This window comes from Pseudoalteromonas sp. 2CM37A (assembly GCF_023161885.1).
GTDB classification, from domain to species: domain Bacteria; phylum Pseudomonadota; class Gammaproteobacteria; order Enterobacterales; family Alteromonadaceae; genus Pseudoalteromonas; species Pseudoalteromonas atlantica.
The window spans coordinates 698,756-722,307 of sequence record NZ_JALNTJ010000001.1; the positions used below are offsets into that span (position 1 = coordinate 698,756).

General features: G+C 40.0%; 20 protein-coding genes and 1 pseudogene. 8 read left to right on the forward strand and 13 right to left on the reverse strand.

Annotated elements, in window-relative coordinates; genetic code table 11:
* Positions 1-4 precede the first annotated feature (4 nt).
* Positions 5-1,009 (forward strand): LacI family DNA-binding transcriptional regulator, encoded by a 1,005-nt coding sequence (locus tag MTF68_RS03130; RefSeq protein ID WP_024033435.1) that lies wholly within the window; start codon positions 5-7, stop codon positions 1,007-1,009.
* Between the two features lie 54 nt (positions 1,010-1,063).
* Here the strand turns inward: MTF68_RS03130 and MTF68_RS03135 are convergent, their stop codons facing one another.
* Both MTF68_RS03135 and MTF68_RS03140 read right to left on the reverse strand, forming a co-directional pair.
* Complete coding sequence (locus MTF68_RS03135) at positions 1,064-1,729, reverse strand: DUF2987 domain-containing protein (RefSeq protein ID WP_282448179.1); 666 nt, start codon at positions 1,727-1,729, stop codon at positions 1,064-1,066.
* Complete coding sequence (locus MTF68_RS03140; RefSeq protein ID WP_029772709.1) at positions 1,722-2,531, reverse strand: glucosaminidase domain-containing protein; 810 nt, start codon at positions 2,529-2,531, stop codon at positions 1,722-1,724. Before MTF68_RS03140 ends, MTF68_RS03135 begins: the two co-directional genes overlap by 8 nt.
* Positions 2,532-2,796: 265 nt before the next feature.
* Here MTF68_RS03140 and MTF68_RS03145 point away from each other — a divergent pair, with 265 nt between their 5' ends.
* The 3 genes and pseudogenes from MTF68_RS03145 to MTF68_RS03155 all read left to right on the forward strand — a co-directional run bounded on the left by MTF68_RS03145 (position 2,797) and on the right by MTF68_RS03155 (position 7,628).
* A complete protein-coding gene (locus MTF68_RS03145) occupies positions 2,797-4,089 on the forward strand; it encodes an anti-phage deoxyguanosine triphosphatase (RefSeq protein WP_029772710.1) in 1,293 nt (430 codons plus the stop codon).
* Positions 4,090-4,303: 214 nt separating this feature from the next.
* Positions 4,304-4,615 (forward strand): Mpo1-like protein, encoded by a 312-nt coding sequence (locus MTF68_RS03150; RefSeq protein WP_024033431.1) that lies wholly within the window; start codon positions 4,304-4,306, stop codon positions 4,613-4,615.
* Positions 4,616-5,059: 444 nt separating this feature from the next.
* Positions 5,060-7,628, forward strand: a pseudogene (locus tag MTF68_RS03155) (TonB-dependent receptor).
* A gap of 80 nt (positions 7,629-7,708) precedes the next feature.
* On the opposite strand, the gene MTF68_RS03160 reads toward MTF68_RS03155, so the two are convergent.
* The 3 genes from MTF68_RS03160 to MTF68_RS03170 all read right to left on the reverse strand — a co-directional run bounded on the left by MTF68_RS03160 (position 7,709) and on the right by MTF68_RS03170 (position 10,995).
* On the reverse strand, positions 7,709-8,752 hold the full coding sequence (locus MTF68_RS03160) for a branched-chain amino acid aminotransferase (protein WP_282448180.1): 1,044 nt from the start codon (positions 8,750-8,752) through the stop codon (positions 7,709-7,711).
* A 150-nt stretch (positions 8,753-8,902) separates the two neighbouring features.
* On the reverse strand, positions 8,903-9,955 hold the full coding sequence (locus MTF68_RS03165) for an acyl-CoA desaturase (protein ID WP_096041549.1): 1,053 nt from the start codon (positions 9,953-9,955) through the stop codon (positions 8,903-8,905).
* Positions 9,952-10,995: an FAD-binding oxidoreductase gene (locus MTF68_RS03170; RefSeq protein ID WP_248461642.1), complete on the reverse strand. Its 1,044-nt coding sequence runs from the start codon at positions 10,993-10,995 to the stop codon at positions 9,952-9,954. Before MTF68_RS03170 ends, MTF68_RS03165 begins: the two co-directional genes overlap by 4 nt.
* A gap of 418 nt (positions 10,996-11,413) precedes the next feature.
* On the opposite strand from MTF68_RS03170, the gene MTF68_RS03175 reads away from it, so the two are divergent.
* The 4 genes from MTF68_RS03175 to MTF68_RS03190 all read left to right on the forward strand — a co-directional run bounded on the left by MTF68_RS03175 (position 11,414) and on the right by MTF68_RS03190 (position 14,807).
* Positions 11,414-12,496, forward strand: a complete 1,083-nt coding sequence (locus MTF68_RS03175; RefSeq protein WP_248461701.1) for a PQQ-dependent sugar dehydrogenase — start codon at positions 11,414-11,416, stop codon at positions 12,494-12,496.
* A 454-nt stretch (positions 12,497-12,950) separates the two neighbouring features.
* A complete protein-coding gene (locus MTF68_RS03180; RefSeq protein ID WP_029772742.1) occupies positions 12,951-13,130 on the forward strand; it encodes a DUF6435 family protein in 180 nt (59 codons plus the stop codon).
* Positions 13,131-13,722: 592 nt separating this feature from the next.
* On the forward strand, positions 13,723-14,199 hold the full coding sequence (locus MTF68_RS03185; protein WP_248461643.1) for a DUF4265 domain-containing protein: 477 nt from the start codon (positions 13,723-13,725) through the stop codon (positions 14,197-14,199).
* 104 nt (positions 14,200-14,303) lie between these two features.
* Complete coding sequence (locus MTF68_RS03190) at positions 14,304-14,807, forward strand: hypothetical protein (RefSeq protein ID WP_024033424.1); 504 nt, start codon at positions 14,304-14,306, stop codon at positions 14,805-14,807.
* 36 nt (positions 14,808-14,843) lie between these two features.
* On the opposite strand, the gene MTF68_RS03195 is transcribed toward MTF68_RS03190, so the two are convergent.
* The 8 genes from MTF68_RS03195 to MTF68_RS03230 all read right to left on the reverse strand — a co-directional run bounded on the left by MTF68_RS03195 (position 14,844) and on the right by MTF68_RS03230 (position 23,452).
* Positions 14,844-15,296 (reverse strand): GNAT family N-acetyltransferase, encoded by a 453-nt coding sequence (locus tag MTF68_RS03195; protein ID WP_248461644.1) that lies wholly within the window; start codon positions 15,294-15,296, stop codon positions 14,844-14,846.
* 31 nt (positions 15,297-15,327) lie between these two features.
* Positions 15,328-15,918, reverse strand: a complete 591-nt coding sequence (locus tag MTF68_RS03200; RefSeq protein WP_029772243.1) for a DUF2238 domain-containing protein — start codon at positions 15,916-15,918, stop codon at positions 15,328-15,330.
* A gap of 61 nt (positions 15,919-15,979) precedes the next feature.
* Complete coding sequence (locus MTF68_RS03205) at positions 15,980-16,771, reverse strand: SDR family oxidoreductase (protein WP_248461645.1); 792 nt, start codon at positions 16,769-16,771, stop codon at positions 15,980-15,982.
* A gap of 145 nt (positions 16,772-16,916) precedes the next feature.
* Positions 16,917-17,420: an Mpo1-like protein gene (locus MTF68_RS03210; RefSeq protein ID WP_064384970.1), complete on the reverse strand. Its 504-nt coding sequence runs from the start codon at positions 17,418-17,420 to the stop codon at positions 16,917-16,919.
* Positions 17,421-17,493: 73 nt separating this feature from the next.
* A complete protein-coding gene (locus MTF68_RS03215; RefSeq protein WP_024033419.1) occupies positions 17,494-18,180 on the reverse strand; it encodes a Crp/Fnr family transcriptional regulator in 687 nt (228 codons plus the stop codon).
* Positions 18,177-18,833 carry a hypothetical protein gene (locus tag MTF68_RS03220; protein WP_248461646.1) on the reverse strand — a complete coding sequence of 219 codons (657 nt, stop codon included), beginning with the start codon at positions 18,831-18,833 and terminating at the stop codon, positions 18,177-18,179. The genes MTF68_RS03215 and MTF68_RS03220 overlap by 4 nt, the downstream gene beginning before the upstream one ends.
* Before the next feature lie 516 nt (positions 18,834-19,349).
* Positions 19,350-22,514 carry a PilC/PilY family type IV pilus protein gene (locus MTF68_RS03225; protein ID WP_248461647.1) on the reverse strand — a complete coding sequence of 1,055 codons (3,165 nt, stop codon included), beginning with the start codon at positions 22,512-22,514 and terminating at the stop codon, positions 19,350-19,352.
* 527 nt (positions 22,515-23,041) lie between these two features.
* Positions 23,042-23,452, reverse strand: a complete 411-nt coding sequence (locus MTF68_RS03230) for a hypothetical protein (protein WP_096041541.1) — start codon at positions 23,450-23,452, stop codon at positions 23,042-23,044.
* Between the last annotated feature and the right edge of the window lie 100 nt (positions 23,453-23,552).

Consider the following 23,552-nt stretch of genomic DNA (forward strand, 5'->3'; position numbering starts at 1 on the left):
TAACATGGCCACAATTTATGAAGTGTCGGAGCTTGCTGGCGTATCGTTAGCTACAGTGTCACGGGTAATGAATAAAAACACCCGCGTAAGTGAAAAAACCACTAAAAAAGTACTCGATGCAATGCAGCAGCTGGGCTATAAGCCCAACTCTATTGCGCAATCGCTTGCCTCAAACAGAACCAACAGCGTGGGTATTTTGGTATCAGAGCTTCATGGTCCTTTCTTTGCTCAAATGATGGCAGGCATAGAGTCAGCCCTGCGCGCCGCGGGTAAGCACGTTATTATTACCACCGGTCACAGTGAAGACGATAAAGAAAAAGACGGCATTGAATTTTTAATTAGCCGCAAATGCGATGCGCTAATTTTACATGTAGAGTCAGTCAGTGATGACTACCTAATTGAGCTAAGTAAAGGTAAAACCCCTATTTACCTTATTAACCGATACGTACATTCACTTGAAAGTAACTGCATTAGCCTAGATAACGAACTCGGCGGCTACTTAGCCAGTAAATCTATTGTTGAACAAGGCCACACAAATATAGCTTATATCGCGGGGCCGCAAGTTAAAGCCGATGCCAGAAACCGTTTAAAAGGCCATAAAAAAGCGCTGCACGAAAAAAACATTCCCTTTAATGAGGCGCTATTTTACGAAGGTGATTTTAACGAAATTGGCGGCAGCAAAGGCCTTGAAAAACTACTCAACACGCGTATTCCGTTTAGTGCTTTAGTGTGTGCCAACGATGAAATGGCATCAGGTGCTATGAAATACGCCCGTGAGCATGGCTTTAATTTACCAAACGATTTGTCGGTTATTGGCTTTGATAACGTTATATTTGCCAATTATCTTTACCCTACACTTACCACCATAGATAACCCAGTAGAAGAAATGGGAGAAATGGCTGCAAAAATGGTGCTACAAGATGTGTATCAGTATAAAAACTTACACATAAACCGCGTGTTTGAACCCACCCTTATAAAACGTGATTCAACCCAAACACTGCCAAAATAACGCATAAAAAAACGGCGCTATATTAAGCGCCGTTTTTTATAAAACCCCAGTAACTTATTTTGCTATCCACGGGGTTACTTTAACTACGTTTTCTATATCACCAAGCAGATTTACGTCATCTTCCCAGTTATCCTGTACAGCAAAGTAGCAGATTGATTTTTCGCACTGTATATATGGGTTATTAAAGGTCACAGGCTCTTTAAACGTTACAGCAACGCCTTTTTGCTCAGGCAATAAAAACCACATAAGCTTACTAACAAAAAAGCCCGATAAATCTGTTAAAAGTTCATCTAACTCGTTATTAATTGTGTACAACGAATCTTTAGTTAAGCTAAGCCCTTCAAATTCGCTGGCCTCAATTTGCAATTTTAACTGACAATCGTGATCAGGATTTTGTGGCTCTACAACAATAACGGCTTTATCCGTATCGAGCTGCTTATCAAACGGTAAAAGTAACTGTGCTTTATCGGTAAAATTAAGCGGGTATTCGTTATTTTCAGTTAAAATTGTGCCGCTTTTAATTGCACATGCCTCGTTTGTGGCAATATCGCTAATGTAAAAGTTAACCCTTGCATATTGAAAGTCGCCCTTGTTAACCACTTTTAATCTATCGTAAAAGCCATCGTACGACATAACAAACTCTTTGGCATTGACGGTACTTGCCGCCAAACTTAATAAAATGAGTATGGCGTTAATATTTATGAGTCGTTTTTTATTCATCAAAGTAAGCTCTGTTTTGGTTAATCATGGTGTTTAGCTCTTCTATGTAGGCCTCGCCGCGCTCTGAGTACGACATTAAACCATGCGTTAGTGCCGTTGCCGCAATGGGCTTTTGCTGTTGTCGTAAATCTTCGCGTATTAGGCGTAAATCTTTGTAGGCATTATGCGTGTTTATATTTCTAAAATACGAGCTTACTGCTGCGCGTACCGACTTAAATGCAGCAACTTCGTGCGCCGCTCCACTATTGCGGCGTCTTGGCACCATACCGCACCCTTTTGAATAACACCATTGGCCAAAAAAGTTAAGCCCTATGCGTGCAAAGCGCGATGTACCCCACGCCGACTCATTCGCCGCTTGCATTAGCGCAAGCTCTTTAGGAATAATATCAACACGGCGCAGCGCTTGGCTTAAAATTAGGGTGTTTACTGTTTCAGGTAAGCCATAGGCTTTTAAAATATTAACGATGTCGCGCTGTTGTTTTTTCTCGAGCGGTTCGTTGTATTCAAGCATCATACGCGCAATTTCTAACTTAGCGCGTTGCTGTAATATTTTTTTATTTTCAGCCTCAACATGTGGGCGAATAAAATCAAAAAATGCCTGTTTTTTCTCTTTTACATCAGCAAATTCAGAAAATTTAGGTAAGGTAACATTGTGCAGGGGTTTTTCTTTTTTCTTTACTTTTTTAGGTTGTTCACCTGTGGTTTGTTCTTCAACCTCTTGCTCATTACTTTGCATAAACGGGTATGCAAGCGCCCATAAAAAAAATACGCTTAGTAACAGCTTTAAAATGGTTTTTAGCATGTAGTCTCTCTTTCAAACAACAATTATGCATGGGTAATACACACACATACGAAACCCCATTATACCTAAGCCACTATATAAACGCGAATAACACCCTGTGTGTAACTCTTTAAGGGCCGCGCTTTGCTAAAAAATGCTAAAGTGGCTGCTTGCGATAAATATATTATCCACCAGCTCAGGTTATGTACTTGTTCATTCGCAATTTATTAGGGCATGGGTATACTGAGCTTATACCGTGTATAACAATGTTTTGTGAGTAAGCAGTATGGATAAGCAATGGCAAAGCCGAATAATAGAACAGTATAAGAATCGCCCTAACGATAATCGCTCCCCTTGGCAGGTAGACCGCTCTCGTATAATTCATGCCGCAGCTTTTAGGCGCTTACAAGCAAAAACCCAAATTATGGGGATAGGCTTAAACGACTTTTATCGCACACGCTTAACGCATTCTTTGGAGGTATCGCAAATTGGTACCGGCATATTGCGGCATTTAAAAGCACAACACAGCGATTTTGAACACTTCCCCTCTACCGGTTTATTAGAAACCTTATGTTTAGCCCACGATATAGGCCATCCCCCGTTTGGCCATGGCGGCGAAATTGCCTTAAATTATATGATGCGTGAGCACGGTGGATTTGAAGGCAACGCACAAACATTGCGTATAGTCGCTAAACTTGAGCCTTACTCTAACGGCCACGGCATGAACCTAACGCGCCGCACGTTGCTTGGCTTTATTAAATATCCCGCATTTATAGACGATTTATGGCACACCATTCCGAAGGTAAATAACACACGCTCATTTATAAAAGCAGATGATTGGCGCCCCGCTAAAGGCTTATACAAAGACGATGCACAAATATTTAAATGGATCATTGCCCCTTTAAGCGACAACGACAAAGCGCTATTAACTAGCCATACACCAATAGATCAGTACCGTGCAAAAACCCGTTATAAATCGTTAGATAGCGCCATAATGGAACATGCCGATGATATAGCATATGCAGTGCACGACCTAGAAGATGCCATAGCCACTAAAGTACTCACATTAGATGATTGGCAAACACACGCATTACCCCACTTAAACGCGCTTAATTACGATTGGTTAAACACTAAATTAGACTCGCTTACCCAACGCTTATTTTCAAAAAACGATTTTGAGCGTAAAGACGCCATTGGCGAGCTGGTAAATATGTTTATTATTCATATTCATTTAGATGTTCAGCATGGTGATTTTGAGTGCCCTATTTTAAAGTACACTGCAAAGCTAGACCCACAGTACGAGCGCGTTTTACAAATACTCAAACATTTTGTATTTAATCGCTTAATACGCGACCCAGAAATGCAGCAAATAGAGTTTAAAGGTCAAAACTTACTGATTGAATTATTTACCGCTTTTGCCAGTGACCCTCTGCGTTTATTACCCGAAACAACGCAAGCGCTCTATCTAGACGCTGAAAAACAAAACCAAGGGATGCGCATAATATGCGACTACCTAAGCGGCATGAGCGATGAATACGCCTATAAAACCTATCAGCGGTTATTCTCACCAGTACAATAAAAGCCACGAGCACATCTTGTTAAGCGTTTAGTTAAAGGAAGAGCCTGTGTAAGGGTTATTGCAAATAAAAGGCGTGCGCAGGAGGCGTTATCGAGTCCACTCGGTTACAAACCTTGCGCCGCGATTAAATAGCCCCTTGTTTGCAAAAATTTTTCCTGCAAAATTTAGCAGGCCCTTGTATATTTAATAAACTATAAAAATAAGAGCATTGACTATGAACACACCACACACTTTTAACTCCTTTAAAGCGTTTTACCCGTATTACTTAAAAGAGCACCGCAATGTAACCTGCAGAAGGCTTCACTTTATTGGCAGCACGCTAGTACTTGCAGTCATCTTTATTGCATTGATCAAGCAGCAATATAGCTTGCTGTGGTTATTACCGGTTATTGGCTACGGATTTGCTTGGATTGGGCATTTCTTTTTTGAAAAAAACCGCCCCGCTACATTTAAGCACCCCCTTTATAGCTTATGGGGAGATTGGGTCATGTTTAAAGATATACTTATCGGTAAAATAAAATTTTAATTTTTATATTATTTTATTATAAAAATCACTGGCAACCTTTTTAAACGCTATACAAATTTCAGCTTAAATAATCTGCTCTTTATATGTTAATTTATTTAACATATAAAAGGTGGGTTATACACTTAATTTAAAAAAGGCTTAGCAATAGCCATTATTAAAGGCGTGCACACTGCTCTTACCTGTTAATCAAAAGTAAACCTCATGGTTGACAATTATTTTAAGCCCCATCAGTTACTTACAAATCCTAGCCTATTTATAGCTTTTACCTCATTTAGTTTTATTAATTAAACCTTGTAACTATATACCCTTTAATTTTAATTGAATGTTATTCAATTGACTCATTTTGTTAATGCGGTTTATGTTCTCAAAGCAGCTCCACTAAAAAGTAGCAGCTATAAAAACAAAAACTTTAAATCAATGGGTGATCAGATGAGGATTAACAACATGAATAAAAGCCTTCCGTTTAGGTTAAATAACTTAAAAGTGAGTACAGCAGTGGCTGTGGGTGCATCGCTTTCGCTATTTGGTGCGTTTACTGCACACGCGGCACAGCAAACACCTCAAGTACAAGAAGATATAGAGCAAATAAGCGTTATTGGCTCACGCCGTTTAGGTCGCACAGTTGAAGACAGCGCCGTACCTATTGATATTATTGGCGCTGAGGCGCTTACCAGTTCAGGCCTTTACGGAAACAAACGCACTACTGAGCAATTTGTTACCAAGTTTTAACTTTCCACAGGCATCGCTTACCGATGGCAGTGATCATGTACGCCCTGCACAACTTCGTGGTTTAGCACCCGATCATACCTTAGTGCTGGTTAATGGGAAGCGTCGTCATAGTAGCGCACTGCTTAATTTAAATGGTTCAACGGGGCGTGGCTCATCTTCTGTAGATTTAAATGCAATACCAGCTAATGCAATTGAACGCATTGAAGTTTTACGCGATGGCGCTGCGGCGCAATACGGCTCTGATGCTATAGCGGGTGTGATTAATATTGTACTTAAAAGCGCAAGCAGCGGCGGCTCCCTTGCGGCTATTTATGGGGCTAATATCACCGAAATGGATGGTGTACCTCAGCTTGAATCGGTATCTGAGGGTAGCGATGGCAACCTAGCATTTACCGAAGGCGGCGATCGCTCTTTAACCGATGGGCAAACGCTCACTTTGCAAGGCAATATTGGTTTAGAGCTTGGTGATAATGGCTTTTTAAACATTTCGACTGAATACCGCGACCGCCACTCAACTAACCGTGCCGATTACGATCAACGCGAAAACTACGACCGATTAGAAGATGGCTCGCTCGACCCCCGCGAGTTTACAGTTAACCGTTATAACCATAACTTTGGTAATGGGGATGTAGAAGACCTATCGGTTTTTTATAATGCAGGTTATCAATTAACAAACGATATCGATTTATATTCGTTTGGCTCTTACAGCAAACGTGAAGGTGAAGGCGCTGGTTTTTATAGACGCGCAAGCGATAGCCGTAATATAGAAGAAATATACCCTGACGGTTTTTTACCTGTGATCACCTCAGATATAAACGACTACTCACTCGCGTTAGGTGTTAAAGGCTTTATAAGTGATTGGAACTACGATGTATCGGCTGTGTATGGTGAAGATGCGTTCGAATTTGGTGTAACCAATAGTTTAAATACGTCATACGGCCCCACTAGCCAAACACGCTTTGATGCCGGTACGCTGACATACGATCAACTTACTTTAAATGTTGATTTAAGCCGCGAAGTTGACGTCAGCTTTTTAGAAAGCGCAGTAAGTGTTGCCATTGGGGCTGAGTACCGTACAGAAGGCTATCAAATAGAAGCTGGCGAAGAAGCCTCATACGCACAAGGCTCATTTGGCCCAGGTGGCGTAGTCACAGGCGAGGATGGCCCATTTGGTGCAGCAGGTGCGCAGGTATTTCCAGGCTTTACACCTGAATCAGAAGGTGACAACAGCCGCCACAATGTAAGCTTTTACATAGACTTAGAAACCTACCTGACAGATGATTGGAATATTGCTGTGGCAGCCCGTTATGAGGATTACTCAGATTTTGGCGATACACTTAACGGCAAAATTGCAACGCGCTATTCGTTAACCGAAGATTTAGCCATACGCGCTTCAGCCTCAACAGGGTTTAGAGCGCCTTCATTACAACAGCAATATTTTACTTCGGTTGCTACCGTATTTGTTGATAGCGTTCCGACCGAAACCGGCACCTTTGCACCAAGCAGCGATGTAGCCAAAGCGCTTGGATCACCGGGCCTTGATGCCGAAGAAGCCACTAACTACGGGGTTGGCTTTACTTGGTCTACCGACTTTAATTTCAGCTTATCGGTTGATTACTATCAAATACTAATTGATGACCGTATTGTTTTATCTAACAATTTATCGGGCGCAGCAATAGAAGAGTTGCTAGCAGGCACGGGCGCTAACCAAGGCCGCTTTTTCTTAAACGCTATAGATAGTAAAACGCGCGGTGTTGATGTGGTTGCCTCGTACAACTTAATCACCGATGGCTATGGCGATATTGCCTTTAACTTAGGCTATAACTACGGCAAAAATGAAGTCACTGATATTATTGACCCGCCCGCTGAACTGCAAGGTGCTGGGTTTGATCAAGACAACTTGTTCTCAGGTACAGAGCTGCGCCGCTTTGAAGTAAGCACCCCGCGCAATAAATACAATTTAAGTGCTACATGGACCCATGATGCGCTGCGTACCACACTTAGAACTACGCGTTATGGTGAAACCCAAGACCCTTCATCAACGCCTGGACTAAACGAGGTATTAAAACCTAAGTGGATCACTGATTTAGATGTGGCTTATGCCGCTACTGATAACCTAACGCTTAGTTTAGGTGCCAATAACATTTTTGATGTATACCCAGATCCTACCCGCGAAAATGTAGAAGAAGTCTCTACTTTTTCTCGCTTGTTTACGTATTCGAGCTTTTCGCCCTACGGATTTAATGGCCGTTACGTGTACGGCAAAATAGAAATGAAGTTTTAAGCGCTAACCATTTCAGAATGTACTCAAAAACACAAAAGCCACCTAGTCGGTGGCTTTTTACTGCGAACTGCTCAAATCAATTAGATTTTAGTTAACCAGCCGTGTTTGTCTTCACTTTTACCCCATTGAATATCGTTCAATGCTTGGCGTAATCGCGCTGTTGTAGGGCCTGGCTCGCCACTGCCTACTTTGTATTCTTTATCGTTATGAATAAACGTGCCTACCGGTGTTAATACCGCAGCAGTGCCTGAAAGTGCAGCTTCTGTGCCTGGCTTTGCAGCACGCTCTAAAAGCTCGGTAACGCTAAAGTTACGCTCGCTTACCGTCATACCTAAATCTTTTGCAATGGTTAAAATGCTATTACGGGTTACGCCATGTAAAAACGTGCTATCGAGCGCTTTGGTAATAATTTCGTTACCATCAATAAGAATAAAGTTAGCAGCACCTGTTTCTTGTACGTCGCCGCCAGGGCAAAACAAGATTTGATCGGCTTGGTATTTTTCGCGTGCTGCGCTAATTGGTGCAAGTGCACTGGCGTAGTTACCGCCACTTTTTACCATGCCCATGTGCGGGGCACAGCGCATGCCATCTTCTTCAAGTAATACACGCAGCGCAGTAGCGCCGCCGGTAAAGTAATCGCCAACTGGCGATAAAAGTGTATATAACAACGAGCTCATTGACGGTGCAGCCGCTTTACCAATGGCAGCTTCTGTTCCTATGTGAGTTGGGCGAATGTACATAGAGCCCGGTGGCAATGGCGTTTCATCAGCATACTCTTTAACAATCTCGATAATCATCTCTTTTAGCATTTGACCGTCAAAGCTTGGTAAGCTTAATAACGCAGAGCTTTGCTGCATACGCGCAATGTTTGCATCTATTCTAAAAATATAAATAGAGCCATCTTCGTGGCGAAAAGCTTTTAAGCCTTCAAAACACGTGCTTGAATAATGAAGGACGTGCGCGCCCGCATGAAGTTCAAGTTTATCGGAAGGGACGATTGAGCTTTCGCTCCATTGGTTATCAGAAAAACGAGCTTGAATCATCTGCGGCATAAACACGGTACCGAATGCGGCCATTTTAATCTCTCTTGTGTGGTCTATTTTTCTCCATTGTATGACATTCATGCATCATTTAACCATAGCAAAACTGAGGCTTTTTTAATTATCAAAAAGAATTTTTTGCAACTGCTGTTTATAAATTAGCCATATTGTTAAGCACATACAAAAAAGCCGATTAATGCATCTTCATTAATCGGCTTTTTAAAGGCACATTATTTATTTAAACGAGTACCTAATAATACGTTTTAATACCGAGCTATACTGTTTAAAAAAACCACCGGTATGATAATCAATACCGTGCTTTTGCATAACGGCTTGCACTTGCGGGGCCACTTCTTGATAGCGTGAGGACGGCATATCAGGAAATAAGTGATGCTCAATTTGGCAACTTAAATGCCCAGTTAAAACATGAAACCAATGCGGGCCTTTAATATTTGATGAGCCTAAAACTTGGCGATAGTACCACTGCCCTTGCGTTTCGTTAATGCAGTCTTCTTGTTTAAAGGTTTCTGTGTCCTCGGTAAAGTGGCCACAAAAAATAATGGTTGAGGTCCATAAATTACGGATTAAATTTGCCAGTAAGTTGCCTGCTAATACCCATAAAAACAAAGGGCCTGCCAATAAAGGAAATATCACATAATCTTTTATTAATTGGCGCGCACCTTTACTAAAAAAGCGCTGTTTTAGGGTAGAATGCGATACACCCCCTTCGCGGTTTTCTTTCTTTTTACCTATAAACACACGTTCCGCTGCCAGCTCGTGATACGACACACCCCACTGAAACAGCACACTCAAATTAATATACGTAATAAACTGCCATACATTTTTTAAACGCCATTTAAAATCATTACTTAAACGCAATAAGCCATAACCAAAGTCGCGGTCTTTACCAATAATATTAGTGTAGGTGTGGTGTTCAAAGTTATGAACGCGATGCCAACTTTGCCCATCGCAAGCAATATCCCATTCATAATGCTGCGAGTTAAGCTGCTTGTCGTTCATCCAATCGTATTGGCCGTGCATAACATTGTGGCCAATTTCCATGTTGTCTAAAATTTTTGCCAGCGCTAATAACAGTACACCCACAACCCATAAAAGTGGCTGAATAAAGCCCAGCATAAGTAAAATACGGCCACTCCACTCACATAGCCGCTGCTTTTTAACAACCGAGCGAATGTAGTTTGCATCTTGTTGCCCTACTTTGCCTAGCGTATCCATTTTTATGCTATCTAAATCGTGGGCTAACTGATCAAAGTTTATGTTTTTCATAGCTGTAACTCCAAGTCGCTAACAGGTTGACTTACACACAGTTGAATTAACTGCTCGCCGTTATCACTCAACTCACCAGTTTTTAAATTACGCACCACGCCTGACTTTTTAATGCACTGGCACTGGTGGCAAATACCAATGCCACACCCGCGTTTAACCGGTAATTGTTTTGCCTCAAACTGTGCTAACAATGCGTTGTTAGCATTTACAACATGAGCGCTGCTATTAATCTGTACGTTAAACAGGCTGTCGTCATTTTGGCTTGGCAGCGTTAAACCAAATGCCTCTTGGTAGTAATTTAAATGGTGTTTTTTAGCAAAGTCACACACCGTTTTCATAAAGTTTGCAGGCCCACAGCAGTATATGTCTGGGTTTTCCCATACATTTACATGGCGAGTAATATCATCTGATTGCTCGCGTGTGAGCAGTAAAAAAGAAAAATGCGAAAACTGGTTTGCTAATGCGCTTAGCTCGTCTACACATTGGTGTGCAGCAGCTTTGGCATAGTAAATCAGCGATACTTTTTGTGTGGTATATTTTAAATGCTCACTAATCATGGCAAGCATAGGTGTAATACCCGAGCCGCCCGCTATAAACGTTGCATTGTTTTGGGTGTTTTTATAAACAAAGTCGCCACTAGGCGCTGAAACATTGCACCACTCACCGACTCGTAAAGCCCTGCTTAAAAGGCTTGTAAAACGCCCTTGCTCATTAGTTTTAATTAATAAACGCACCAACCCCGTTTTTTTAAATTGCTCAGGGCTTGAGGCAACTGTAAACACACGAGTTAATAAACGCCCGTTTATTTCTACCGTTAAACTAATATGTTGGCCAGCAATGTGTGCCTGCCAGTGCTGAGTTGGCTTTAAGGTAATACTTAAAAAATCACCATTGTGCTGCGTCAGCTCTTCTATTTTTGCTCTATAAAGACCAGCACGCCACGCAGGCTTAACCATTTGCATAATAGGCTCAATGTAGCCTGCAAAGCTTTGATGGTGTAAAAACCACTTCGAAAATTGGTCTAATACTTTAGTAATCATCACTATTAATCTCTTGGATATTAAATATTAAATTTGAACTTACATGTGTACGCTCAAACTTCAGCGCACAAGTGTACGCCCAAAAAAATTAATTTCAATAGTATTAGAGTAAACATTCAGTTTTTTAGCGCAATTTTTACGCAGCGTCCTAATTTAAAGCGCTGCACTAAAGCCTCAATTAAGGTGTAATAAATAGCTGTTTAAAATATTAAAACCAGCCATACAGCACTGCGGGAAAACTCTTTATGATTGAAATATATATAGTTTTTATTAAAGCGCTACATTTAGCAAAATCATCAGCAGCATGCTAATGTAGGTATTACTTGCTTATTTATTGGACAGGACAACAACTGTGTTTTTACCAACAAAAACGATTGCTAAAACATTATCAACGGCGTTTATAGCTGTACTCGTTTCAATGCCAGTGGCAGCTGTAGATTACAAAACCCTTGATGTATTACCGCTCAATGTAAAGGCCGTCAGTGTGGCAAAAGGGGTAACTATCCCCTGGGCTATCGAGCCGTTAAGTAACGGTGATTTACTTATAACCGAGCGAAGCGGCACACTTTATTTACTACTTAAAAACTCATCTAACTTAACTAAGCTCTCGGGTTTGCCACAAATTGATGCCAACGGGCAAGGCGGTTTACTTGATTTAGCCCTACATAGCGACGCAAACGATAACCAATGGCTTTACATAACTTACTCAAGTACCCAAGGCGCTAAAAGTGGCAGTAATACAGCTCTAATGCGCGCCAAACTTAGTGACGATCGCACTGAGCTTTTAAGCACACAATTGCTATACAAAGGTGAGCATAACAGCACAAAAGGCCAGCACTACGGAAGCCGTATTGTGTTTGATAACCAAGGGTATGTTTACTTTTCGATTGGCGATCGCGGCTCGCGCGATAAAAACCCGCAAGACTTAACCCGTGATGGCGGTAAAATTTATCGCTTACACACTGATGGCCGTATACCAAGTGATAACCCGTTTGTAAATCAAAAAAGCGCTAAACACGCTATTTGGTCTTACGGACATCGTAACCCGCAAGGCATGTGGTTTGATAAAACAACACAAACGTTATGGTCTCATGAGCACGGCCCACGCGGCGGCGATGAGCTAAACATAATTAAAGCGGGCTCTAATTATGGCTGGCCGGTGGTTAGTTATGGTGTTAATTACAGCGGTACGTCGTTTACCGACATACAAGAAAAAGACGGCATGCAATCGCCCGTACTGCATTGGACCCCCTCCATTGCCCCTTCTGACATGTTATTGGTTAGCAGCGATAAGTACCCGCATTTAAAAGGCAAGCTTTTGCTATCGTCTATGAAATTTTCGTTTTTAAGTGTACTGGAAATATCTAACAAAGGTGTTTCAAAGCAATATAAAATTTTAGAAGGAATAGGCCGCGTTCGCAGCTTAGCACAAGGCAGTGATGGCTATATTTACTTAGGCATTGACGGACAAGGAATTAAACGCCTTGAGCCTGAGCAATAAAACCGTTAGTAACCGCAGCATAGCAAATAATGCGTTTACCTTGTTTTTATATAGCAAGGTAAACGCCCTTCAGCTAAAAGAACTATTTAGCTCTTTGTAGCGTATGGTAATGCTAGGGCGTGTTGAACTTTGATGGTTGAATTTGCAGCAGTATGTTTGGTTTTTAGGCAAGGCAGAGCCTATGAAGTGTGGTTACTCCCCATAAATAGGCGATAACGCAGCATAAATGCCAAACATGCGCTGCCCTTCGGGTTCTGCCTAGGGGCGATAAACTCTTTGTTGCCTACATGGATGTAGGTAAGGGGCGTGAGCAGGACGCGGAAGCTTTGCTCGGTTTTTACTTAGCCCACTAGGTTACAAACCTCGCGCCGCGATTTAATCGCCCCTAGATTGAACAAATTTCAATCCGCAAAGATCAACACGCCCTAATACTTTTATAAAACTAAGGAGCCACATGTTTTCACTATTTAAATCAGACCCGACAAAAAAACTACGTAAAGAGTACGATGCAAAGCTTGAGCAAGGCATGCAAGCACAGCGTAAAGGCGACATTAAAAGCTACGCCATGTTAAGCGCAGAAGCCGAAAAAATCTGGAGTGAAATAGAAGCGCTTGAGGCTAAAAAAGCCAGATAATACCAATCGTGTTAAGTAATTAGACATTTATAGCGACGGATAAATAGAGTGATAACAAGGCATAAATTTCGACATGTAGCTTTTCTACATGAGAAATTTATAACGCAGTTAACGCTTTATTTAGCACGCGAGAAAGGCTAAATATTTAAGTCGATTGGTATAAATATCGTGTCTATACTGTTTTAAAAGCAGCAAGACGCGTTTAGCAAATAATACATCACCTCGTTTTATAGCCTCCACCAGCCAAAAACCACCTTTTATAATAGGCTTGCATAAACAAATGTACTTATAGCGGTTACTTATATTTTCGATGCAGTTTTTAGTGGCGGTTAAATGATTAAAAAAGGGGTTTGGATGTCATTTTAAATCTTTAACTGCTGTATTTGCTTACTGCGCTGGCGTTTTTCCTCCTAAGTCAGAAAATGAGGACAATTTCCTCTTTTCCACCTGCCATAAAAAGAACACCCCGCCTTAAAGTTTAATACTCGCAATGTGTTACAAGATTTGTTATTAATATTAAAAATAATTAAGAGGACATACATTGCTCATAAAAAGAGGAAAGTGTCCTTTGATAAAGTTGTTAGGCATTTAAATGAGCAACGAAGGATTAGTTAAGGTTCACGTATCTTTACCCAATCACTGGATGATTGGTGGCGAGTCTATGTGGGCAGAGCCTCTAGGGAATAATATTTACCGGCTTGAAAATGTTCCATTCTTTTCATACTCGTTAAATTTTAAGGATGAAGTACAAGCTTTTGAGGACGATAACGGCATTTTAGAAATTGAAAATGTCATAGCAAGAAGCGGTAACCGCACGCTCAGAATAATCTTTGACAAAACAATTGATAGAAACAAACAAGATTTTTATATCAAAAAAATACGCAATTTGGATTGTTCATTGGAAAGATGGGATGAAACATATTTAACTGTCAATGTTCTTAAATCTGCTAGCTATTTAGATGTAATCGAACAGTTTGATATCTGGGATGCGGAAGATATTTTTGCTTATGAAACATGTGCCGAACATATTCCAGGATCCTTTGATGCTGAGCAGGATGACGATACCTAACATAACAAACTATTTAAAATGGACTATATTACGTTGTATTGATTTCGCTCCGCTTCACATTTTAACCAAGATACTTTTGCCTAAACACAGGGCGTGAGATTTTTATGATTCAATCTGAAAATTTACATCAACTCTACGCCGACTTTGGTATGGTAGCAGAGAAAGCTCAAGTATTGGAGTTAGAAGCGGGAAATGTCGTTTTGTCATTTATTGCGCTAACAGTTGACCCAAATAATATTTCACCAGCTGACAAAGTTGTTTATAAAAAACTAGTTGACGAGGTTGACCGTAAAACTTTTGGAAATTTATTGCGTCAAGTTAGAAAGGTTATAGAGTTTGACTCATCATCAGAAGAAGTAATCTCTGATGCCTTAAGTAAACGGAATTACCTAGTTCATGGCTTTTTCAAAACCCACAACTTTGCGATTTATGATGACTCTGGACAGGTTAAAATGCGTCAAGAACTAAGTGACATATCAAAACAAATGGATATTGCACACATGCACTTATCCGCAATATGCCAATTATTAGAAAAGGTTGCAGGTAGAGAGCCATCTGATGAAAAGGCAAAGGAATTTATGGCGCTAGGGAAATCAATCGAAATCTAACAAGAGCTTTAAATTGAACATGCTCTTCCCCTTTTACTATACCTCTCTAGTATTTCCCTCATACACATTTTCAGTATTAATTTGCATTAGCATTGCTGGGTTGTCTATCGGTTTAAACCCGTATTGCGCATAAAGGCCATGCGCATCAGAAGTGGCTAATAAAAAGCGCCTGAGCCCTTGCAGCTCAGGGTGCTCTACTATCGTTTTAATAAGTAACTTGCTCAAGCCATTACCTTGCAAATCTGGGGTAATAAATACATCAGCCAAATAGGCAAAGGTGGCGTTGTCGGTTACTACGCGGGCAAAGCCCACTTGCTCGTTATCAGCGCTGTAAACACCAAAGCACATTGAGTTATCAATCGCTTTTTGCATAATGCTTTTAGGTATTCCTTTAGCCCAATAGCTATTAGCAATAAAGTTATAAATAACGTTAAAGTTAAGCTTGCTTTTATCTGTGCTTATCGTGAAATTGTGGGTATTTACAGTCATAATTTATTGTCTTTTAATCATAAAATTTGAATCAATAATCTTTAACATTTTTTAACTGTTTATCATGTACTTTTGAAAGCAGCAATATCGAGCAAATAGCCCCAAGTAAGGCAATTCCCATATCAGATTGAGTATCCCATACGTACCCTTGCGTACCTAAAAATGCTTCTGCGTTTTCACCGCTTAATACTGCAACCCACCACTCTATTAGTTCGTAAAAAGCACTAAACGCTAAACATATCGATACAACAAACACATTTAGCCAGCCTTTACCATTTACTACGTTTTTACGTAGTAATATTTCACGCGCTAATAATGCAGGCACGAACCCTTGAAAAAAGTGCCCTACTTTATCGTAGTTGTTACGCTCACTGCCAAATAAGTTATCAAACCAAGGGACTTCGGCGTAGGTGTAATGCCCGCCAACCATTAGCACAATACAATGCGCTAATATAAAGCCATATAAAATGGGGGTGAGTTTAAAATGCTTATAGCTGCTTGCCATAAGCACTAAACCAATGATTGCGGGGATAACTTCAAGCAGCCAAGTAAACTGATCTTTTGGGTTAATTCCGGACCAAATTAATACAATAAAAAACAGGCCAAGCCATAAATACTTCATTTAGAATCCTTGTCTAAATTGATTGAATTTACAGCATTTTATATCTCTAAATCGCCCGATGCTACCGATAGTTTGTTTTAGCGGTTAATCGATTAAATAAGCGAGGAAAAAACCGTTTAATGGTCGGTGCCCAGCCGCTTAAGCCTTTGCCAACAATCACTTCGTCTTTTTTATTATGAATTGCGAGGATCATTTTTTTAGCAGCTAGGCTTACATCCATGCCATTTTCTATTGAGTGCTCTGGCTTGTTTTGCGCTATGCCATGCTCGTTTAACGAATTATGTGCAATGGCGGTTTTAATAGAGCCGGGGCAAATAGTTAAGCAATGAATATTATGCTCTGCAAGCTCTGCACGCAGGCAATCCATAAAACCCACTACTGCATATTTAGAGCCTGAATAGCCCGTTCTAAATTTAGAGCCTACTTTACCCGCAACGCTACTAATTGAGACTATTGAGCCTCTGCGCCTAGCAACCATAGTAGGCGCTACCGCTTTGGTAAGTGCAATGAGGCCAAAATAGTTAACTTCCATTAATTGGCGGTAAACATTAAATTCGTTTTCTAAAAATAAGCTGCGCTGCGATACCCCACCGTTATTAATTAAAATATCGATAGCAGGTAATGTACTAATTAAATCAGTAACTTGAGCCAATACAGCTTCAGGCGCTGACAAATCAAGAGGCACAATAATGTGGCCATCGCCATGTAAGCTTTGTTTTAGTTCGTTAAGTTTATCAACGCTTCTGGCTGATAAAATAACCTTGGCACCCAGTGCTGCAAATTGTATTGCGAGCTCTTTGCCAATACCTGATGATGCGCCGGTGATCCACACGGTTTTATTGTTGTATTGCATGGGTTATTTGCCTTTATTATTTTATCCGCTGCTAATAGCAATCGTGTTAAGTTTTAAACGTTTATAACGACAGATATATGATTTATAACGTGGTTAACGCTTTATTTAGCACGCTAAAATAACTAAATATTTAAGCCGCTTAGCATTATGCCTTGGTGGGGCCTGCTATGGCGTTAACTTCATGCTCTAGCGATTTATAAAAACCCATTAAAAATAAAAACTCAACGGTTACATACAATGGGCCAATAATTAAGCCAATTAAATCATCTACAAACGCAGGCTTTTTACCCTCATAGTAATGGCCAATAAACTGCAGCACCCAGCCAAATACAAACACGCCCACACCAATACTTAACCAAGGCCAAAAAGCCATAGCAGCGATTGGCTGTGCTGCTAAAAGCAATAAGGTAAACAGTACACCCATTATTAAGCCAAGCGACACGCTCAGCATTAAGTAATACACCACGCTTGCAAAAACAAAAAGCTGCGCGCCATCAATAAGCAGGCTGCCAATGGGGATTTGAATACGCGCTAACAAGCACAGCACCGCAAATACAATAAGCGGAATGCCAAAAAAATGAGTTAAAACATTGCGTTTAGAGCGATGGTACAAACCGTATGTGCCAAGCTGTTGCTGTAGAGTTTTCATGTGTGTGCCTTTTATTGTGTTTTTTTACACTATATCAGGCTTTTAAAATATCACTCTGTCGGGGAGCCGACATTTACTGATTACAAAGTAGCTCCAAAGCAGATTGGTTTAAAATGGTCACTTTGTTATAGCCGACCTCAATAAGTTGCTGCTTTGCTAATTTTTTTAGAATTTGATTGGCGGTTTGCCGTGTAAGGTAAGTCATATCAGCCAGTTGTTGTTGAGACAAAGTAAACGTATGGCCATTACTATGCGCTAAATGCGCGCACAATATAAGTAAGCGTTTTGCAACGCGCTGCTCGGCACTTAATAGTGCGTGATCTTCCATGCTAGTAAACATAACTCGCAATTTTTGGGCAAGAAGTAACCCAAAGTCTTGCCAATAATGCGGGTATTGTTTTAACAGCTGCTCAAGTGCGCGTTGCCCAATAAAACACAGTGTTACATCGGTTTGCGCATAAACATCGTGAGTGCGCATTCCGCGGTCAAATAAAGTGACTTCGCCAAACCACAGCGAGGCGTCAACAAAGCTTAAAACAGCTTCTTTACCATTATTACTTACCCCACTAATACGCACCACACCACTTAATACAGCATAAATACCGTCGTGTTTATCACCTCGTAAAAAAAGAGATTGGTGCGCGCTAAGGCTTAAAGTTTTTGCGTGGCTTAGTAAAAACTGTTTTAAGTGTGCATCACGCTTAGAAAACCACTGCCCTTGTTCAATAATGTTACAATGTGCTTTACTTAATCCATTCATTGCATTGTGTTTATATGTGGTTGAAGCTCTATTGCCAACGACTTCGGCAAGTCTAAATTACTGGCAATAACAAAGTCGTTATACGCCTCATTACCAGAGAAAAACTCCGCAATAAGCGTTTTATTTTTATATACGTTCACTGAAACACCACTGCCCATACCACCAGCATTAATAATGTAGTAATAGTAATTGCCTTTGTTAAAAAACAAAATACTTTCGCCTACTTTCCCTATTTGACGATAGTAGCTACCAAATGGCTGCGCCGCAGTGGCCGTATACTCAAGGCCAACTTTTTGCTCAGTGCCATAACGATAAGTAATAGCTGAGTTATCATTGGCCACACACACAGACAAAATATTATCAGTGGGTTTTAGTGTATAAGTCACTTTTGCGGTTGGGTTGCGTATAACCTTTTGCATTTTTGCATTTATATATGCTGTTTCACCACGTTTACAGTGACTTGGTACAATTCCCTCAATTAGGCCTTCTACAACAAGGTGCTTTTGCTTAATAGCAGTAGCCGGTAAATTAGCGTTTTCGTTTTTAGCCACTAATGGCGTTTTACTGCTACTAAATAAACTCACTTCCTCATCGCAACCATTTAAAAAGAGTACGGGAATACAATAGCAAAAAGAGATCAATTTGAAACTCATACTAATTCCATCTAATACAACTTAACCTTAAAATAGCGGCAAAATTAAGCACTAGCAACCATTTAAAATGGTAAGTTTTATAATTCTTTTTTTTAACCATGTTATGCAAATATTGCTTTACTATTTAGTGACTTATTTAATATTTATTTACACATTAATTGGTTTATTTACGAACAATTCATATACCAATTATTACCCGTATGTCTATTTTCAATATAGGGACAATAAACCCTTTTTTATAATACTTAAACACAATAATTGCGGATAAATGTTGGCTAGCGAAAAGCAATGTGGGCTTTTATTAATACAAATTCGCTTGGTTAGGTAATCTATTTTAGGTAGGAGGCGCGTTAAATTTTAGGCAAAAATTACATTGTTGAGCTTTCTTAAGCAGAACACTTTAACGTAGCAAGGTTTGCTTTGGGCTCTTTAGTATTAGCTAGAAAAGTTAGCGCATGCCTTTTAAAGGCATGCGCGGTAAATAATAAACGCTGCGACTCTTGAGCTAAGGCTAACCTAATCAGATGAAGAATCGTTTTCTTCACGCTTATATATGTAGGTTTGCTGCGTTTTAAAGCCAAAGCCTAATGTGTCGCTGTCATTTACAAGTTTAACTTTACCATCAACAACAGTTAGCCCTGGTCCGTTAATTTCAGGCGGTTTGATAGGGTTTACTGCGCCTTCCCCAGTAAGGCTCGGGCCGATTAAATAAAACTGGCTTACTTGGCTCACAGGTATTGTTTCTTCGTACTCGTAGCCATCACCAGGGGTACCATCATCAGGTGTTGGCACATCACATAACCCATTATTATTAGCATCTATACATGAGTCGCCTTCACCAAAATACAACTGAGCGGTGTCGGGTACATCGTAGCTGGTAGTAAATTTAAGTTGGTCGTACACTTTTGTGCCATAGTGCAAATGAAAAGCATACATTGCACCACCGCCCCCTGTTAAAGAGCACTGATTTTTATCAGACTCTAGTGCAGGTGTAAACGATGTATAATAAGCTACGCCTCCTACCACGGTGGCTGCAGCCAATGATTTTTCACCATTACTTAGCTCATATCGCCACCCTTTAAAGCCTGCTAAATCAGCTTCAAGTTCTACAAACTCATCTACATTATCTAGTGCATTGCCAAATGGGTCGTCATTCATAAGCATTAAATCACTTGGCACTATGGGCTCTGGCGTATTTTGTGAATCGAAGGTTTTAGTTACGGTTTGTTCATCGCGAATCATGTAAAGATGATCTTGCTCATTGGTTGCAAGCGGATTTGAGCGATTACCACTGCCTATCACGATGGCATCGTAAGGCGTATCTAATCGTGTGGTTATTTCTTCACCGCCATAGCTCGTTTTGCTCACTTTACTAAACATAGTACGTGCCACTAGTGGCTTGTAAAAAAAGCGTCGGTCTTGCGTTGCTAATGAACTGCCAAGCTCTGCTAATTTGTAATGAGAAAAACTATTTTTGTCAGAGCCTGGCATATCCACACGCCAAATATTACCCCCCGTATCGGTGGCATATAAACGGTCAATGTAACCATCATAATCTGAGTCAAGCGTTGCTATATCAGCAGCTATACTGTGCTTACCTTGGAAATTATTATCATCAGGCGTTAACGCCCATACTCTTTCGCCAGTTTTAGCCTTAACAATGTAAATTCCCGTGCCTGATTCATCCTCGCTACGAATCGCGTTGTCTTTGTTTGTATCGTATCCGCCACCAAATACCAGTAAAGGCTCATCTCCAAACGCTTTAATATAGGCTATTTGTGGTTTTGACCAGGTTTGAGCTAGGTATTCAAACCCATCCGAGCCGCCTACAATAGGCTTACTCCATAACTGTTTTGGCTTATCTGGTGAGCTAATATCAATTGCGTAATAGTTTTTACCCCCACGGCGCATACCAGCAAATGCCCATACTTCATCACCTTTAGTGGCATCTACTACTCCGTCATTTAAGCCGTCACTGTTTAAACTTTTATTGTTAAAAAACACACTAATAGGCCCATCCATACCATACACTTTAGTATTGGCTTGATTTGTACGAAGCGCAGGTATGTTTTGTAACAGCTCAGCAGGCATAAATGCCCACTCCTCTTCAATGCTGTCACCTTTATCGTTAAACATGTGCAAAAAGCCAGCATTAGTGCCCACTAAAATACGTATGTTGCCATCACCATAATCAATAGATACCGGCTTAGAATGAAGTGGGTCTCCAAAAATATCAGAACGCTGATCAACATATGAGCCATCTGAATCCTCATCGTCAACGTCTATGCCTCTTGCCCAATTAATATCTTTAAGCGAAATCGACACATCTGAACCAGGGATCAAACCACCCATAGTATCTGACACTATATTTAAAGTTTCTTTTACTTTATCGAAGGTAAAATCAACAATTTTACCGCCTGAATCTATATATAGTTTACGACCTTGTCCATCTAAAGTAGAAAGAAAAGAGTTCACTCCACCTTGTGCTACTAAATTACCGTCCGCCGATTTATCTGAAGGTAGCCAAAACGTGCGAGCCTCTTCTTTAATTAAACCGTCAGCACCTATAGCTTGATTGCCATCAGAATCAACGATGGAAGAACCAGACATAGCTAATTTTTTTAAGTTCCCTTTCCAGCGTGCACCGCTTTCTGGGTAAAACATTGTAAAGTAAATAGCTTCACGGCTACGAGTTTGATCAACGTTATTACTGGCAACAGTTGGGGAGGAAAAAGTATCGTTTACTTCTCTTATTTTAGAAATGGTGCTATTTAATTTCTCTGAAAGCTCCGCAGAAGTATTTGCATGTAAATATTCTCCACCACCTACTTGAGCTGTTTGTTCTAGTAGATTCTTACCGTTAAGACTCATTCCACTGCCAAAACCTATGGTAAATACTCGTCCAGTATCGGCAATTTCAGGTGTGCTATCGTACAAATCAATTTCTACGTCACTTGTTCCATGAATTATTTGTGCTAGTGCAGCCAAATAACTCCCACTTGTTGTACCTGGGTATGAACCAAACTTAGATTTATAAAGATGGTATATTTCATTATTACTTTCAGTGTCACTTTGCGGATCGCCATCCGTCATTAAAATAAGGTTAATAGAATTATCACAGCGCTCATCGCTATCTAAATCAGTTTCGAATGGCGAAATATATGTAAGAGTAGTTACTTTTTTATTTTTGTTATGATAATTTTTTACATAAGTAACAGTCTTACTTAAAAAATCTTCATCTCCTGAATATTCTTCATACCCATATAAAACTTGTTGCCCAGTTAAGTATAAATAAGCTTCCCATAATGTTTCAGTAACTGGTGTACTGCCACTAGCAGGTAGGCTCTTTATCTGATTTTTAACCGTAGCTCTTGAAGAGCCAATTTCAGCCATAACATAACCGCCGTAGTTATTTTGAAAGCGCATAAGCCCAAAATCAATAGACTCATTATTATTAACCAAGTCGGTCATTGCATCTTTAGCAGCATCAATTTTTCTTGGCCCATTATTAGGAAGTTTACTTCCCATACTCCCAGATGTATCAAATACAATTAAAACTCGAGGCTTTTCATCGGTTTCTACATTGTGGTTTACGTAAAGCTCTATATCTTCGGCGGTAACAGAAAGGCTAATAGTTGCAACAATAAAAGTCGCAACTACGCTATTGAATTTGAATTTCATTTTAAATCCTTTTACCTACGCAAAAATTGCGTAGCTCCCTAAAAGCGCTGTTACTTATATAATTTTTTTAATTAGAAATAGTAACTAACGCGCAAAAACAACCTGCTCAAATTAATCAAGAGTAGATTAAATAAACATTAATACTAACTGAATCAGAAATATCCTTACAACTTTAAATAAAAAAGGCCTAAACATAAAGCTTTATAATGATAATAAGGTTTATTTTACAAGAGCTTATAAATGGCATAATCCCGTTTTTAGATATAATCGACAGTTCAAAATTGCGATTGGATATTTTTAAAAAAATGATGTGGAATTAACAATATTAATGAGTGACTTAAAGTATTATTATTCAATGGGTTATAAAGAGGCCGTAAGAACGGGTAGATAAAGGAACGCAACTAATTAACATATAAAGTGAAGATTACTGCCAAATAAACAATTTAAAAGCATAGCCAATATTTTCACTTATAATACAAAAAACCCCAGTTAAGTAGCTACCAAACTGGGGCTTTAATAATTTTCGCTTATAAAGAAAGCTCTTCTTTAGCACGCGTTAAATTATGAGATACCAGTGAGTTTTTAGAAATTTGATACGCTTCGTATAAATCTGAAAGGCCTGCGGTGTCTTTTTTGGCCATCATGCGGGCTACACCACGGTTACTTAATGCAAACGATGTAAGTTCGCGTACTTTTAAACGTGGGCCACGGCTTTCTTTTAATAAGGCAATTGCTTGTGTACAAATGGCTTCAGCTTCTGTGTAGTTTTTAGATTCTACATTAAGTGCACAGCTATTGAATGGCTGTTCAAACTCTGGTGCGGCTGTTACAGAATCTTCAATAACCATTAATTTGTAGTCACTTTGATCAGCCATTGCAGCAGCTGAGCAAGTTAATAATGAGCCAAGAGCGATGGTTTTTAAAAGTGTACGTTTCATGATTATCTTCCTGTTTGGTTAGTCGTGCTTGTTGCCGACAACTTAACTTTAGATAAATCCTCTTGCCCCGACAAACGATAAAAACAAACCTAATAAGTGA

Bases quoted from the DNA above. Each gene is read 5' to 3' on its own strand.
- MTF68_RS03200 (WP_029772243.1), bottom strand. From the start codon at position 15,918: ATGAAGTATTTATGGCTTGGCCTGTTTTTTATTGTATTAATTTGGTCC.
- MTF68_RS03185 (WP_248461643.1), top strand. From the start codon at position 13,723: ATGAGCAACGAAGGATTAGTTAAGGTTCACGTATCTTTACCCAATCAC.
- MTF68_RS03175 (WP_248461701.1), top strand. From the start codon at position 11,414: ATGCCAGTGGCAGCTGTAGATTACAAAACCCTTGATGTATTACCGCTC.
- MTF68_RS03165 (WP_096041549.1), bottom strand. From the start codon at position 9,955: ATGAAAAACATAAACTTTGATCAGTTAGCCCACGATTTAGATAGCATA.
- MTF68_RS03205 (WP_248461645.1), bottom strand. From the start codon at position 16,771: ATGCAATACAACAATAAAACCGTGTGGATCACCGGCGCATCATCAGGT.
- MTF68_RS03135 (WP_282448179.1), bottom strand. From the start codon at position 1,729: ATGAATAAAAAACGACTCATAAATATTAACGCCATACTCATTTTATTA.
- MTF68_RS03170 (WP_248461642.1), bottom strand. From the start codon at position 10,995: ATGATTACTAAAGTATTAGACCAATTTTCGAAGTGGTTTTTACACCAT.
- MTF68_RS03160 (WP_282448180.1), bottom strand. From the start codon at position 8,752: ATGAATGTCATACAATGGAGAAAAATAGACCACACAAGAGAGATTAAA.
- MTF68_RS03210 (WP_064384970.1), bottom strand. From the start codon at position 17,420: ATGAAAACTCTACAGCAACAGCTTGGCACATACGGTTTGTACCATCGC.
- MTF68_RS03215 (WP_024033419.1), bottom strand. From the start codon at position 18,180: ATGAATGGATTAAGTAAAGCACATTGTAACATTATTGAACAAGGGCAG.
- MTF68_RS03180 (WP_029772742.1), top strand. From the start codon at position 12,951: ATGTTTTCACTATTTAAATCAGACCCGACAAAAAAACTACGTAAAGAG.
- MTF68_RS03150 (WP_024033431.1), top strand. From the start codon at position 4,304: ATGAACACACCACACACTTTTAACTCCTTTAAAGCGTTTTACCCGTAT.
- MTF68_RS03220 (WP_248461646.1), bottom strand. From the start codon at position 18,833: ATGAGTTTCAAATTGATCTCTTTTTGCTATTGTATTCCCGTACTCTTT.
- MTF68_RS03130 (WP_024033435.1), top strand. From the start codon at position 5: ATGGCCACAATTTATGAAGTGTCGGAGCTTGCTGGCGTATCGTTAGCT.
- MTF68_RS03195 (WP_248461644.1), bottom strand. From the start codon at position 15,296: ATGACTGTAAATACCCACAATTTCACGATAAGCACAGATAAAAGCAAG.
- MTF68_RS03230 (WP_096041541.1), bottom strand. From the start codon at position 23,452: ATGAAACGTACACTTTTAAAAACCATCGCTCTTGGCTCATTATTAACT.
- MTF68_RS03190 (WP_024033424.1), top strand. From the start codon at position 14,304: ATGATTCAATCTGAAAATTTACATCAACTCTACGCCGACTTTGGTATG.
- MTF68_RS03140 (WP_029772709.1), bottom strand. From the start codon at position 2,531: ATGCTAAAAACCATTTTAAAGCTGTTACTAAGCGTATTTTTTTTATGG.
- MTF68_RS03145 (WP_029772710.1), top strand. From the start codon at position 2,797: ATGGATAAGCAATGGCAAAGCCGAATAATAGAACAGTATAAGAATCGC.
- MTF68_RS03225 (WP_248461647.1), bottom strand. From the start codon at position 22,514: ATGAAATTCAAATTCAATAGCGTAGTTGCGACTTTTATTGTTGCAACT.